Genomic DNA, 14352 nt, shown 5'->3' with positions numbered 1-14352 from the left:
AAAACTACAATAACCTATAGAAAAATATAGTAAAATAGGAAAGGCAGTGCTTCCCCATCTTCGTCTTGTGCAGAACAGATTGGATCAGGGTAATTATCTTTTTATTTTGAAAAATTATGCTTGCCGCCATCTTTGTCAGTCCTGGTTTTTCGTACGGTGTTTTTGTATCGACTTTCGCTCTTTCACGTTAATACGCTGCATCATCGGCCATGCACAAGAAAAATACCCGCGACGGTTTGCCAGTCGCGAGTCTGATTCGAAAAAGGGGTGGACGGATGCGCTACTTCATCGTGGACGACGATGCTGCTGTGCGATTCATGCTCGCTCAAATCGTTGAAGATGCCGATTTGGGAGAGGTGTGCGGGGAAGCGGAGGACGGCTCCCTCGTTGACCATGATTTTTTGAGTTGGAAGCAGGTGGACATTTTACTGATCGACATGCTGATGCCCAAGCGGGATGGCATCGAGACGATCCGGCAGTTGAACCGCTACACGGGAAAAATCGTCATGATCTCGCAGATCGAGTCGAAAGAGCTGATCGCGGAGGCGTATTCGCTCGGGATTGAATACTACGTGACGAAGCCTGTGAATCGGCTGGAGGTCATCAGCGTATTGCAAAAGGTGCGGGAGCGAATCTTGCTGCAGCAATCCATCGAGGGCATCCAGCGCACCCTGCATGTATTGTCTGCGCAGACGGCTTTCACGCGGCCTGTCGAGCACGCCTATTCGGAGCGGAGCATTTTGTCTTCGGCCACCTTTCTTTTGACCGAGCTTGGCGTCATCAGCGAAAAAGGGAGCAAAGATTTGCTGGCGATGATGGAAATTTTGCATCGCTTCGAAAAGGACAACGGCACCGAGGCGAAGCTCCCTTCGCTGCGCGACATGTTCGCCGCCGTGGCGGAGCGCAAGCTGGGAACAGGAGCGGCTGCCTTGATCCAGAAAGAGAGCAAAGCAGCCGAGCAGCGAGTGCGAAGAGTGATCTATCAAGCTTTGACGCACCTCGCCTCTCTCGGGCTGACCGATTTTGGCCACCCGAAGTTTGAAAGCTACGCGGCCCTGTTTTTTGATTTCACGGAAGTCCGCAAGCGCATGCGCGAGCTGGAAAACCAGGTGGAAATGTCGATTCCTCCCACCCGCATTCACACGAAAAAATTCATCTACGTCCTCTACATGGAAGCAAAAAGAAGGCTAGGGGTATTGCAAGGGTGACTTTTGGAGTGCGCATGCAAATGTGGTAAGATATTTCTATTGTTGTTTTGGGAGGGAAGCATGTGAGCGAACTACGCAATCCATGGCAGTTACTATATCGGGTCTATCGTCATGTTCAGCCTGTTCTGGAGCGGGAGTTTGCAGCCTGGTACGAGCGAGCCCAGGCGATTCCCAACCCGGAGCTCAGGAAGCAGGCGCAGGACAGCATGAACTCCAAAAAATTTCATTGCCAGGGAGGATGCGTCTACGCCGCGCAGGTCATCCCGTACGTGGAGACGATCGTGCCGTTGATCGTCGCTTACCAGACGATCAGCGACTATCTGGACAATTTGTGCGATCGCAGCACTTCACTGGACCCAAAAGACTTTCGGCAACTGCATTTCTCGATGCAGGATGCGCTGACACCTGGAGCGCCGTTGCGCGATTACTACCAATACCGCGAGGACAAGGATGACGGAGGCTTTTTGGCCGGATTGGTGCAAACCTGTCAGCGGTATGCAGCACAGTTGCCCGCTTACAGCAAGATTCAGCCGCAAGTGCTCGTCTTTTCCTGTTTGTACAGCGATCTGCAAGTGCACAAGCACATCGCCCAGCATTTGCGCGAGGGCGAGCTTTTGGCCTGGTGGGATGAGTACAAGGAGCGATACGACTATTTGCAATGGCAGGAGTTTGCGGCGGTAACAGGCTCGACGATCGGGATTTTTGCCCTGTTTTGCCTGGCGACAGAGGACGATGTCAGCGAGGAGACGATCAACACGGTCAGCGAGGCTTATTTTCCGTGGCTTTGCGGATTACATATACTGCTGGATTACTTGATTGACCTGGAGGAAGACAGACTGGGCGGGGACTTGAACTTCGTAAGCTACTACGATTCCGAGCAGGTGGCGACGGAGCGCTTGCAATTTTTCATTAAACAAGCAAAGGCAAGCGTTAAACGCTTGCCAAATCCTGCATTTCACCGTATGATCGTGGACGGGCTGGTCGCATTTTATCTGGCTGATCGCAAAGTAAACCGCAGTCAGCCACACATTTATACTATCGCTAGACAACTGCTGAAACAGGCAAAAGGTTTGCCATCTGTTCTGTTTTACGTGAACAGCCTGCTTGTACGGCGATAACGGAGAAGAGGTTAGCGCATATGCTTGCGCTTGTACGAAAAGCCAAATCCCATCAATGAGAAGGCAACAACGATACAACCAAGGATGCCGAGGGGGCTTTTTTCCCCGATGGAAATGCCAACTCCGATGAGACAGGCGGTTACGCAAAATGCCAAAGCCAGTGTTACCATTTGATAACGATTCATCGGTTTGTAACCTCCTATCTGTCAATGTTCCCATTATACCTTATTTTCCGCGAAAAGCATCAAGGGAAAGATTCCGGAAAACCTAGTAAATTACTGTACGAAGTGGTGGAGAACGTAGATGGAAAGCATTATACAAATTAGAAAAGGGAATCAATTGGTGGAAGGCCATGTGACATATGAAGAAGGAGACTTGATCGAAGCGGTTTTCCCCCGTCACCTGGAAGTGACTGTCGGCGATCAGATTCCTTGCTTGTTGACCGCTGATTATGAAACCATCAGCAATTTTGATGCCGTCGTGGTGGCGAAGGACAAAAATCGGCTGTTTTTGTTCCATTCGCCTACGATCAGCGAGTTCCGCGAGCAGCGTAGGCGCTATCCCCGCTTCGACATGGAGGTAAAAGGCTGGGTGCAATATCCGACTCAGGAGCCGGATTCGTTTTTTTCCGTGTACAGTCAAATGGCCTATTTGGTGAACTTGAGCCTTGGAGGACTGGCGTTTCGGGCAGACAAGCCCGTCCCGATCGACCAGGCCATTGTGTTTTCTTTTGAGCTGTACGGACGAAACAGGCCGGACGGGGTAGTAAAGGCAGAGCTGCAAGTCATTCACGAACGGATTGAAGGCCCCCACTACTTTTACGGCTGCACGATCAAAGCAATCACGGCCCGGCATTTCCACAATTTGCGCAAGTACATTTTGCACAGGCAAATCGAGGAACGCAGGCAAGTGAAAATCGAATAATTTTTTCGCGAATTGGTCAACGGGACCAATTTTTTTTTGCAATCAGGCCGCTTCGTTAGAAATGATTGGGGTAGTGGCGATGGGGGCGTCTTCGGATTTAGGGGGCAGGTTTTTTGTTCAGCAAAAAGAGGAACAAAAACGTTGGCTCGCGAAGCTTTGTCTGTATAACGTCATTTTCATTCTGATCTCTCAGTCTTTTGTCCGTTTTGAAGTGTCCGTTCAATTGCTTGCCGTCATCGTGCTGCATGGGAGCGGGCGGCTGTTGGCACGGAACAAGTTCTCTTGTCCATGTGGGAGCCGATGTACGCAAAGCGGTTCGGCCATCACAGGCAGTTTGTTTGCTGGCGAGGCTCTTTTGCCCGGGCTGGACAAGCGCCGGACGAACGAATCCGAGCGAAAATGCTGCCTGATTCGCACTGGATCAAACCCAAAGGAGGGATGGCATGAAAAGAATCGCGAGGTGGTACAGCTCCGAGCACGGCCCGTCGGCGCACGATGAACTGAACCGGATCGAGCCAAAAGGAAACTACGGCTGGCCCGCGATCACGGGCGATCAGGAGCAGCAAGGGATGCGAACTCCGATCTGGCAAAGCAAAGACGAGACATGGGCACCGTCTGGCATGGCTTTTGTCCGCCAAGGGCCGTGGGCAGGGCAGTTGCTCATTGCGAACTTGCGCGGTCAGCAACTATTGCGCGTGAAGCTGGACCCTGGCCGCGCCGATGCCGTCACAGAGGCGTCCACGATTTTTGCCAATGAGCTAGGACGCCTGCGCGATGTTGTGGAAGGCCCGGATGGATCGCTCTACCTTTTGACCAACAACCGCGATGGGCGCGGCGAGCCGAGAGACGGGGATGACCGGATCATCCGGCTTGTTTTGCAGCAGCCGTAGCGGCAGTGTCTGCGTCGCGCTTGCCCCAAATCCAGCGCTGCAAAAGAATCGCCCCGCCGCCGACAGCCCCGACCAGCGAGCCGACCCACAAAAAGGCTTGCGCCGGCCCGAGCCAGGTCATCAGTGCGCCGCCCAGTAACGGCGCCACAATAAACGTCGCGCTGGACAGCGAATCAATAATGCCCCTGACTCGGCCGAGTGCGTGCGTGGGCGTTTCTTTTTGCACGAGGTAGTTGGTGCCGACCGAAGTCAGTCCCGTACCGATGCCAGCGAGCAGCGAAGCCGCCAGCAGCCAGTGGATGCCGCCGCCCGGCTGGAACAGGCCGATCCAGGCAAAGCACGCGCCGATCAAAAGCACGCCGCCCCCAAGCACCCAGCCGAACGAGCGAATCGTTTTGCGCCGATGCAGCCAGGTGATCGTGAGCAAGGCCCCAAGCCCGATCACACTGACGGAATACCCGACGACCTCCGGATGCCCCGGCACTTTTTCCCTGAACACGACAGGTAACTGCGCGTCCGCAAGCTGAATCGCCATCATCGCCAGCAAGGAAAAAAGCGAGCTAAACAGCAAGACGCGGTTTTGCAAAAACACGGCCCAGCCTTCCTGCCAGGCGAGGCGAAACGGAATCGTTTTTTCCCACGAAGCGGGGCGGGGGAGCTTTTTCTCCACGTGGCGAATGGTCAAAAGCAAGACGGCGGAGAGCAGGTAGCTCACGGCATTGATGATGAGGCAGAGCGCTGGTGTCACCATGGCGGCGACCATCCCGCCGATCAGTGGACCGATCAGCTTGCCGCTTTGGAAAACGGCTCCGTTCAGCGAGGTCGCCTGAAGCAGTTGCTCCGGTGCGACGATTTGCCGCGTCAAGGTTTGCTGAGCCGGATCGTTGAAGACGGAAGCGCAGGAGCGCAAGGCGATGACGAGCAGAAACCAGAGCGGATCAGGCATGGCGAGCAACAGCAGGGTGAGGCTCGCCTGAATCAGATTTGCCGCGATCATCATGCGTACTTTATGGACACGATCGGCCAGCACCCCGGCGAATTGTCCGAGCAAAATGCCGGGAGCCGCATACGCAATCGGCAAAAGCGCCATCGTCATCGGATCGGCATGCCAGACGTAGCCCAGGAAGATGGCGACCGCGATAAAGTCGAACCAGTCCCCTAGCGTAGACAGCCCGTAAGCGAAAAGCAGCGTGCGAAACGTCTTGTTTTCGGTAAGCAAAAAAATCCCTCCATCGCTTCGAACTGATTCGATGATAAAAGGGATTTGTCAGAGGCGTATCATAAGAGGGCAGAAAGCTTGTGGACGACCGACTTTTTCAAATGCTCGAACTGGTACTGCACAGCCAAGTCGTGCCACATTTTTTCGTAGCGGCTCTGCCATTTGGCATCGCAAGGGACGTGGCGGAAAAACAGCAGGATGTTGTGCACCGCGTAGATCAGGTGCGGGACAAACTGGGTGGCCCGGATGACTTCGACTCCTTCATCCACCAGCCGCCGCGCTTTGGCGATCTCCTGCTGGCGATACTGGCAAAGCCCTTGCAGCAGCTTGAAGCTGCCCACCTCACGCTGCATCGGCAGCCTGTGCAGGATGGCAAATGCTTGCTGCAGCAGCCCCTCGGCTTTTTCGACCGATCCGGACAGCAGCGCAAGCCATGTTTCGCCCGCCAGCAAAAACAAGGTAAAGCTGTCCGAATCCATCTGCTCGACGATCGTCCGGGCGTGCGCGACCTGCTTTTGCGCCAGCTCCCACTCCCCCATGTTGGCATACAGGGCGACTGCGTTGATTTGCAGCTCATCCTGAAAAATTTGCGGCATGGACGCCTGATGTTTGACGATGGTCTGGAACAGCTTGGCGGTTTGCTCTGCATCCATTTCGGTCATGTGATACAGGTGAAAAAGATAAAACAGCTTTTCCGACAGGGGCGTGTCGTCGTCTGCGACAAACCAGGCAAAGTCGCCCGTGACAAAGCGGATGTAGATGGCGTAAAAAGGGTCCAACTGAAAGCCGAGCACTTCCTGGTTGGCCGCGAGAGTTTGCAGGGCCGCGCCCATCCCCATGCCGTGATAGGCGGACAGCATCGTGCGGATACTTTCCGAAAAGTCCTGCTTCCAGGCATGCAACTGGGGCGGCTGATGCTGCTTCCAGCTCAGCCGGTAGCCGACTCCCCGCACTGTGTCGATCGTGAACAGGTGCGACCATTTTTGCAGCTTTTTGCGCAGCCGGTAAATGTGGTCGTCAATCGTGCGGTCAGTCGGGTCCTCCAGCGGCCATACGGCGTCGAGCAGGCTTTCCCGGGAAAAGCTCCGGTTTTTCCACGTGTACAAATATTTCAGCAAAGCGTATTCCTTCGGCAAAAGCACAATGCCTTCCCCACCGTAGCGAACTTCCAGCTTGTCATCCTCCCAGGCGATCAATTCCATCTGAACGACTCCCCATCAAGACCGTATTTCTTCATCTTATTGTAAAGAGTGCCGCGCGAAATGCCGAGCAGCTCGGCAGCCGCCTTTTTGTTGCCGTACGTGCGCTCCAGAGCGGCGATGACCCGTTCTTTTTCCGTTGGTCCTGCCGGATGGTGCAGGGCAAGCGGAGTGGCCGGGGCCGGATGCAACGCAGCAGGCGCTGTGTACGCACCGCCCAGCGAGGCGAAGGAAGCAGGGGCAATCGGTTCGGGCTGGGAGCGGATGACGCTTGGCAAATGCTCCGGCGAGATGACGCCGTTTTCTTGCAGGATCGACAGCCGTTCGATGACATTGCGCAATTGCCGGATGTTTCCGGGCCAACTGTAGTCGTACAGCGCCTGCATGACTTCGGACGGGATGCGGGGGACGGCTTGCTCGTGCGCGACGGAATACTCGTGGATGAAAATTTGCACCAGCTCCGGCAAATCTTCGCGCCGCGCACGCAGCGGAGGAATCTCCAGCGAAAACACGTTGAGCCGATAGTACAGGTCTTCGCGGAATCGTCCGTCGGCCACCATCTGCTCAAGCTGGCGGTTGGTCGCTGCGATGATCCGGGTATTGACGGTGATCGGCTCGGTTCCGCCTACGCGGTAAAACTGCCGCTCTTGCAGGGCGCGAAGCAGCTTGACCTGCAACTCCAGGGGCAGCTCGCCGATTTCGTCGAGGAAAAGCGTGCCGCCATGCGCCAGCTCCAGCTTGCCGGGCTTGCCTTTTTTCTCCGCCCCCGTAAAAGCTCCGCCCTGATAGCCGAACAGCTCGCTTTCGAACAAGGCAGCCGGAATCGCTCCGCAGTTAATCGCGACAAACGGCTTTTCCCGCCGCCGACTGGCCTGGTGGATCGCTTTGGCAAACAATTCTTTGCCTACGCCGCTCTCGCCGTAGATCAGCACGGTGGCATCGGTCTGCGCGACTTTTTTGGCCGAACTGATGGCAGACTGGATGGGGGCAGAATGCCCTTTGATCGCGTAAAAAGGGTCGTCGGCCGCCTGGAACCTGCTCATTTCCTGCTGCAGATTGTGCAAGTGTGCGGTCGTGTGCGCCAACTCTTCATTCAGGCGGACAAGCTCCGTAATATCTTGCTCGATGGAGATCGCCCCGATGATCTGCCCCCCCTGGCGAATCGGGGCGGCGTTAATCAGGACGTGGCTGTCTGGACGGGGAATGTGGTAAACCCGTTGGACTGACGTGCCTTGGCGTAAGGCGTCGAGGAGCCGGATGGACTCGCTGGCAAAATGCTCGTCGAGTGAAGTGCCCAGCACTTGCGCCCGGTCGATCTCATAAATCGTTTCCGCTGCCCGGTTCCAGTACTGGACGATGTTGTTGGAGTCCACAATCGTAATCGCTTCGCTCATCGTATCCATCAAGGTGCTGAGCAAAACAGACTGGTTTTGGGCCAGGTTGGCAAATGCCTCCAGTAGTTGCTGGGGCAAAACAATCCCTGTTGCACGTCCTGCTTCATCGACAACTGCCAGCGTGGGCAAATGGGCGGAAGCGAGCGCCTGACGGATTTGCCCCAGGCATTGCGCAAGCGTAGCTGTCCGGGGGACGACAAGCACCTTTACGGCACGCTCGCCTTCTTGCCACACACCTTCTTTTTCGCCTTCGCGTATTTTGACATCGACAGGATTCACGGGAGCGGCCAAGTCAGAGACAACACTATCCATTGAAAAGAGAGGTTTCAAATCGTCACTTCCTATCCACACTAACAGGTAAAAGGAACTGGCTCTTGCCTGCTGCGAATCGTATCTAATCAGAAGTGTACAAGGATAGACACGAAATGTACATATGTGTTGAAAAGTATGTACAGCATTCGTGTTCCGTAACCATTGGCAAAGTCAAATATAGCTTACCAGGATGTGTTGGCATGGTTCATGCTAGTACAAATGACGCAGAGTACGTTGAGGAGGAGACAGTCAACGATGGAACAAGCCATGAAAGATTTTTTCTTATTTTTATCCAAAAACAAAGCACTGAACGCGGCTGCTAAAAAATGGGGCCTGCGCTTCGGGGCCGGCCGCTTTGTATCCGGTGTCACGATTGCAGAAGCCATCGCCGCCGTTCGCAAACTGAACCAGCAAGGTCTTGTGTGCACGCTCGACCATCTGGGGGAATTTGTTTTCAGCCTGGAAGAAGCAAACGAGTCTGCTGACTACTGCATCAAAACGTTGGAAGCGATTCACCAGTCCGGCGTAGACTGCAACCTGTCGCTGAAAATGACCTCGCTCGGCCTGGACATCAGCCGTGAGCTGTGCATGACCAACATGCGCCGCATTCTCGACTCGGCGAAGAAAAACGGCAACATTTTCGTGCGGATCGACATGGAAGACTACGCACACAACCATGTAACGATGGAAATTTTGAACGAGCTGCTGGAAGAATACGAAAACGTGGGAACCGTGATTCAGGCGTATTTGTACAAGGCATCCGACGACATCGACAGCCTGAAGGACAAAAAGGTGAACTTCCGTCTGGTAAAAGGCGCTTACAAGGAGTCGCCGGAAGTAGCGTACCCGAACAAGGCCGATGTAGACGAAAACTACAAAAAAATCATCAAGCAGCATTTACTGAACGGCGGATACGCTGCGGTGGCAACCCACGACGACAACATTATCGCCTATGTGAAGCAGTTGGAAAAAGAATACAACATTCCGCGCACCCAGTTTGAATTCCAGATGTTGTACGGCATTCGCACCCAATCCCAAATCGACCTCGCTCGTGAAGGGTACAAAATGCGCGTCTACGTCCCATACGGCAACGACTGGTACGGCTACTTCATGCGTCGTCTGGCAGAAAGCCCGGCAAACGTGAAGTTCGTGCTCAAAGGAATGTTTACGAAGTAAGGCGGGCATGCTAAAGAAGACACCTCCGAAAGAGCTTTCGGAGGTGTTTTGTGTTAGGATGGAGCAAGAATTTTCCTTTAGGGAGAAAGGGGCCGTTTTTCGTGCGTACATTCACCATTCCACTGACACCTCCGTATTCTTTCGAGCGTCTGCTGCAGCGCCTGCAAACCCATCCTGATCCGCAACTGGAAGTACAGCCGGAACACAACATGCTGCGGCGCATTTTTCGGGTCGGGACGCGCCCGGTGTTGACGCGCGTACAATTTGTCGGCGAGCTTGAACAGCCTGCCCTGAAAATCGAGACGGCCTCTGCCTTGTCTGCGGCGGAGCAGCGCGAGCTGGAACGGACGATTCGTCACGTTTTCAGCGCAGACCTCGACCTTTTGCCGATTTACGAGCAGATGAGAGAAGAGCCGGAGCTGGCTGTGCTTGTCGATCGCTTTTCCGGCCTGCGGCTGATGCACGACTCTGATCTGTTTCAGTCGATGGTCAAGACGATAATTGGTCAGCAAATTAATTTAACCTTTGCGGCGAATCTGACCCAGCGTTTGCTGACGCTGGCTGGCGAAGAGGTGGCAGACGAGCAAGGCGTGAAATTTCTCGCGTTTCCGACTGCGGAGGCCGTCGCGCGGCTGTCGACCGAAGACTTGCGCCCGTTGCAGTTCAGCCAGCGAAAAGCCGAGTATATCATTGACTACGCGCGTGCGATTGTGGACGGAAAGGTTGATTTGGAGCGGCTGTGGGCGATGGAGGACGAGGAGATTATCGCGCATTTGACTCCCCTGCGCGGCATTGGCCGCTGGACGGTCGAGTGCCTGCTGATGTTCGGAATGGGCCGCCCTAATTTGCTGCCGGCAGCGGACATCGGGCTGCGCAACGGGATCGCGCTCGTGTACAAAATGGACAACAAGCCGGACGAGCGAGAAATTCGCCGGATAGGAGAGCGCTGGGCGCCATGGCGCAGCATTTACTCTCTCTACATTTGGGAAGCGGTGGGAGCGGTGAAGCGAAAAGAGGTTTGGGAGGAGTAGCTCCCTTGTTTGCCAAAAATTCTTTACTTTTCAACAAATCGACTGTTGAAAAGTGAAGAAATATTAAGTTATACTAATGGAAATTTTATTAAAATAATAAATATAGAGAGGGACAACATGAGAGAGCTTTCAACGAGAGAAATCATTACTGTCGGTCTTATGCTTTTTGCCCTGTTCTTCGGAGCAGGAAACATGATTTTCCCGCCAGCGCTGGGACAGGCAGCGGGTGAAAATGTGTGGATCGCGATGCTCGGTTTTATCGTCACGGGCGTAGGCTTGCCGCTTCTTGGCGTCATCGCCGTCGGGTTGGGCGGCGGCAATTTGCAAACGTTGGCGGGGAGAGTGCATCCCGTTTTTGCCACGGTGTTTACGTTTATCGTGTACTTGTCGATCGGGCCGTTCATGGCGATTCCGCGCACGGGTACCGTTACGTATGAAATGGGTGTCCTGCCGTTTTTGTCTGAGACGATGAAGGACAGCTCGCTTCCTCTGTTCGTTACAACGATTGTTTACTTTGCCCTCACTTTCTGGCTGGCGCTCAATCCGAGCAAACTGGTCGACCGGATCGGCAAAGTATTGACTCCTGCCCTGCTTGTCATTATCGGCGTCATGTTTTTCACATCCCTGGCTCAGCCGATTGGCGAGGTTGGACCGCCGACAGGCGACTACCAGCACGCAGCGTTTTTCAAAGGGTTTGTCGAAGGCTACCTGACCTTGGATGCGCTCGCCGCGATGGTGTTCGGGATCGTCGTGACTGCCGCCGTGCGGGAAAAAGGCATTACCGATCCGAGAAAGCTGACCTGGTCGACGATCAAGGCAGCGGTGATTGCGGCAATCGGCCTGGGGCTTGTCTATTTGGCGCTCGGCTATATGGGAGCAACGAGCCACTCGCTGGGACAGTCCGCTAACGGCGGACAAATTTTGACTGGCGCAGTCCTGCATCTGTTTGGTCCGCTCGGCACGCTGCTGCTTGGCGGGGCGGTCACGCTCGCTTGCCTGACGACCTCTGTCGGTCTGGTTACCGCATGCAGCCGCTTTTTCTCCGAGCGTATTCCGGGCGCTTCCTACAAGATGATGGCCGTGATTTTGAGCGTGTTCAGTGCGGCTGTCGCTAACGTAGGGCTTACGCAACTGATTGCCATTTCCGTTCCGGTGCTGATGGCGATTTACCCGCTGGCGATCGTGCTGATGCTCGTGTCCTTTTTCCATCAATGGTTCAAAGGATACTCCGCAGTCTATCGCGGCGCTATCATCGCAACGGCGGTCATCAGCCTGCTGGATGGACTCGCGACGGCGGGCATCAAGATCGCAGCGCTCGCTCCGATCCTGGACCATTTGCCGCTGCACAAGGAAGGCATCGGCTGGCTGCTTCCGGCAATTGCTGGCGCGTTGCTCGGCTTCCTCTGGGGCAGCTTGCGCCCTGAACGAAAAGCAAAGCAGGAAGTGCTGGAGCAAAAGCTCGGCAAGGTGTAACATTGGCAGATTCATAAAAACAAGGAAAAAAACGCGCCGCCTCGCTTGAGGTTTGGCGCGTTTTTTGGCGTGTTTTTCTTGCAGACTTCCTGCTATTCCCTGCCAGTTAGGACTTCTATCCGTCCACAACTTTTGCGATCTGTGTTACCATGGGAAAAAGCTGTAGCGTCGCAAAAACGGCACTATTTTCCCATGCCGTTCAAAGGAAGGGAGGTTGTTAGCCATGACCCAGATGAAGGTCCTCGTTGCTGATGACGATCCAAATGTACGCGAAATTATTCGCCTTTATTTTGAAAAACAACAGATTGAGCTTGTCGTCGCCAAGGATGGGCGGGAAGCTCTTGCTCTTGTAGAGACCGAACAGCCGGATGTGCTGATTCTCGATGTAATGATGCCGCAAATGGACGGCTTTGAGGCTTGTCGGGAAATTCGCAAAAAATGGGATACACCGATTATTATGCTAACCGCAAAAGATGAGGAATTTGACCGCGTGCTCGGCCTGGAGCTGGGAGCGGATGACTATGTAACCAAGCCGTTCAGCCCGCGCGAGCTGGTAGCGCGAATCAGGGCGATCATGCGCCGCCTGCAGCCGAAGCCAAAGGTGGAGGAAGACGCGCCGCGCATTTTCAGCTTCGATCAGCTCACGATCGATCTCGACAAGCGCGAGGTGATCGTCGCGGGAGAAAAGGTCAGCTTTCGCCCGAAGGAATTTGATTTGCTCGTGCAACTGGTGAAATCGCCGGGCAGCGTCTGGTCGCGCGAGCAGTTGCTGGAGCAGGTATGGGGATTCGACTACTTCGGAGATGTCCGGACGATTGATGTTCATATCAAAAAGATCAGACAACGCCTGGATAAGCTTCCTTACGAGTGCATCCACACGGTATGGGGGATCGGCTACAAGTTTGGGGTGGAATCCTGATGCTCGGTACTTCCAAAAGCATTTTCCGCCGCCTGCTGTTCAGCTTTTTGGCGACTGTTCTGGTCGGTCTGGGCATTTCCGGCATTTTGCTGTCGTTTTTCGCACGGGAGTATATTTACAACTCCAAGGAAGAAGAGCTGTTGCGGATGGCGAAGAAGGTCAACGTCGCGATTCACAACAGCAATAAAGTGAACAAGGCGCTCCTGGACAAGCTGGCGATGCTCGATGAGTCGTTCGACACGCGAATCTGGCTGTTCAATAAAGAAGGAAAAATTGTCGCGACCTCCATGAAGGACGAGGTGTTCACCGGAAAGTCGGTGGCAGTTTCGATTGCCGACAACGTGCTAAAAGGCAAAAATGCGATTTCCGAGCTGAAAATCGAAGGGCTGGAAGACCCGATGCTCTCGGTTTCCGTTCCATGGGGCGAGGGCGAAAATGTGTACGGAGGAATCATCCTGCACGCTCCCATCGAAGGGATCGAAAAAACATTCGGACAAATGCGCGAGTCGATTTTGTGGGCGACGCTGTTTGGCGTTGTGCTGTCTACCGCGATGGTTTCTTACCTGTCCTGGTCGATCTCGCGGCCGCTGCGCACGATCGAGCGGACGGCGGCGGAGATCGGCAGGGGCAACTACGCGGAGCGTGTCCAGGTAGACACGCACGATGAAATTGCCGATTTGGCGCAGACGATCAACACGATGGCAGAAAAGCTGGAAAAGGTGGAGCAGGAACGGCACCATCTGGAGCAGGTGCGCAACGATTTTCTCGCCAATGTGTCCCACGAGCTGCGCACGCCGCTCACAGCGATACAAGGCTTTTTGGAGGCGCTGCAGGACGGGCTGGTAGAGGACGAAGAGGCCCGGCAAAAATATTACGCCGTCATGTATTCGGAGACGATGCAGGTCAATCGGCTGGTCGATGACCTGATGGATTTGATGAAGCTGGAAAACAACGAGGTCAATCTCGCGAAGTTCCCTGTCGATGTCGCAGAGGTGATGAATCGGGTCGCTTTTTCCTTCCGCCAGGAGGCCGAGGAAAAAGGGCTTCAGCTCACAGTCGAGGTCGAGGAGGAACTGCCGCGCATTTATGCGGACAAGGATCGGGTGGCGCAAATTTTGAAAAACCTGGTGAAAAATGCGCTCAAGTTCACGGCAGCAGGCGAAATCCGGATGACGGCCAAACTGCAGGACCCATGGGTGTGCATCCAGGTGCAGGATACGGGCATGGGCATTGGCGCAGACGATCTGAACCGGATTTGGGAGCGGTTTTTCAAGGTGGATCGCGGCCGCTCGAAAAACAACAAAGGCACAGGTCTTGGCCTTGCCATCGTCAAAGAGTTGGTCGAGCTGCACGATGGCAAGTGCAGCGTGGAAAGCGTGCCGGGACAAGGAAGCACATTTACCATCCTGCTGCCGAAAATGACGGCGCCGCCCGCGAAACAATCGTCATGACCCCAAGCTTGGCTGGCGTCATGGTCATACTTTTTTCA

At 54.5% G+C, this 14352-nt stretch carries 13 protein-coding genes; 9 read left to right on the top strand and 4 right to left on the bottom strand.

All coding sequences use genetic code 11. From position 1 onward, the window contains the following. Window positions 1-275 precede the first annotated feature (275 nt). Together BA6348_RS24180 and BA6348_RS24175 are read left to right on the top strand one after the other, a co-directional pair. Entirely contained in the window at window positions 276-1208 is a 933-nt protein-coding gene (locus BA6348_RS24180) for a response regulator (RefSeq protein ID WP_005830010.1), read from the top strand. A gap of 62 nt (window positions 1209-1270) precedes the next feature. After that, window positions 1271-2326, top strand: coding sequence for a tetraprenyl-beta-curcumene synthase family protein (locus BA6348_RS24175; protein ID WP_025845411.1), 1056 nt, complete (start codon window positions 1271-1273; stop codon window positions 2324-2326). 11 nt (window positions 2327-2337) lie between these two features. Here the strand turns inward: BA6348_RS24175 and BA6348_RS26930 are convergent, their stop codons facing one another. Next, on the bottom strand, window positions 2338-2511 hold the full coding sequence (locus BA6348_RS26930; protein ID WP_005830013.1) for a DUF5325 family protein: 174 nt from the start codon (window positions 2509-2511) through the stop codon (window positions 2338-2340). Between the two features lie 118 nt (window positions 2512-2629). Between BA6348_RS26930 and BA6348_RS24170 the strand changes: the two genes are divergently transcribed. Both BA6348_RS24170 and BA6348_RS24165 read left to right on the top strand, forming a co-directional pair. Beyond that, window positions 2630-3250, top strand: a complete 621-nt coding sequence (locus BA6348_RS24170) for a PilZ domain-containing protein (protein WP_005830015.1) — start codon at window positions 2630-2632, stop codon at window positions 3248-3250. Between the two features lie 443 nt (window positions 3251-3693). Further along, window positions 3694-4140 (top strand): PQQ-dependent sugar dehydrogenase, encoded by a 447-nt coding sequence (locus BA6348_RS24165; RefSeq protein ID WP_007783381.1) that lies wholly within the window; start codon window positions 3694-3696, stop codon window positions 4138-4140. Here BA6348_RS24165 and BA6348_RS24160 read toward each other — a convergent pair. The 3 genes from BA6348_RS24160 to BA6348_RS24150 are packed head-to-tail and all read right to left on the bottom strand — an operon-like array spanning window position 4112 to window position 8282. Continuing rightward, window positions 4112-5359, bottom strand: a complete 1248-nt coding sequence (locus BA6348_RS24160; RefSeq protein ID WP_122952696.1) for an MFS transporter — start codon at window positions 5357-5359, stop codon at window positions 4112-4114. The two genes, BA6348_RS24165 and BA6348_RS24160, sit on opposite strands and share 29 nt — an antisense overlap. A 59-nt stretch (window positions 5360-5418) precedes the next feature. Continuing rightward, window positions 5419-6561: a winged helix-turn-helix domain-containing protein gene (locus tag BA6348_RS24155; RefSeq protein WP_025845416.1), complete on the bottom strand. Its 1143-nt coding sequence runs from the start codon at window positions 6559-6561 to the stop codon at window positions 5419-5421. After that, window positions 6552-8282, bottom strand: coding sequence for a sigma-54 interaction domain-containing protein (locus BA6348_RS24150; protein ID WP_026558233.1), 1731 nt, complete (start codon window positions 8280-8282; stop codon window positions 6552-6554). The genes BA6348_RS24155 and BA6348_RS24150 overlap by 10 nt, the downstream gene beginning before the upstream one ends. A gap of 237 nt (window positions 8283-8519) precedes the next feature. Here BA6348_RS24150 and BA6348_RS24145 point away from each other — a divergent pair, with 237 nt between their 5' ends. The 5 genes from BA6348_RS24145 to BA6348_RS24125 all read left to right on the top strand — a co-directional run bounded on the left by BA6348_RS24145 (window position 8520) and on the right by BA6348_RS24125 (window position 14314). Continuing rightward, window positions 8520-9440 carry a proline dehydrogenase family protein gene (locus BA6348_RS24145; protein WP_005830024.1) on the top strand — a complete coding sequence of 307 codons (921 nt, stop codon included), beginning with the start codon at window positions 8520-8522 and terminating at the stop codon, window positions 9438-9440. 101 nt (window positions 9441-9541) lie between these two features. Further along, on the top strand, window positions 9542-10471 hold the full coding sequence (locus BA6348_RS24140) for a DNA-3-methyladenine glycosylase family protein (protein WP_005830026.1): 930 nt from the start codon (window positions 9542-9544) through the stop codon (window positions 10469-10471). Window positions 10472-10588: 117 nt separating this feature from the next. Then, entirely contained in the window at window positions 10589-11944 is a 1356-nt protein-coding gene (brnQ, locus tag BA6348_RS24135; RefSeq protein ID WP_005830027.1) for a branched-chain amino acid transport system II carrier protein, read from the top strand. 223 nt (window positions 11945-12167) lie between these two features. Further along, entirely contained in the window at window positions 12168-12863 is a 696-nt protein-coding gene (locus tag BA6348_RS24130) for a response regulator transcription factor (RefSeq protein WP_005830029.1), read from the top strand. Beyond that, entirely contained in the window at window positions 12863-14314 is a 1452-nt protein-coding gene (locus BA6348_RS24125) for a sensor histidine kinase (RefSeq protein WP_007779486.1), read from the top strand. Before BA6348_RS24130 ends, BA6348_RS24125 begins: the two co-directional genes overlap by 1 nt. Window positions 14315-14352: the final 38 nt, after the last annotated feature.

The sequence above is a fragment of the Brevibacillus agri genome (genome assembly GCF_004117055.1).
GTDB lineage: Bacteria > Bacillota > Bacilli > Brevibacillales > Brevibacillaceae > Brevibacillus > Brevibacillus agri.
The sequence above is the reverse complement of the archived record's forward strand: the minus strand, read 5'-3'. Positions and strand labels throughout refer to the sequence as shown.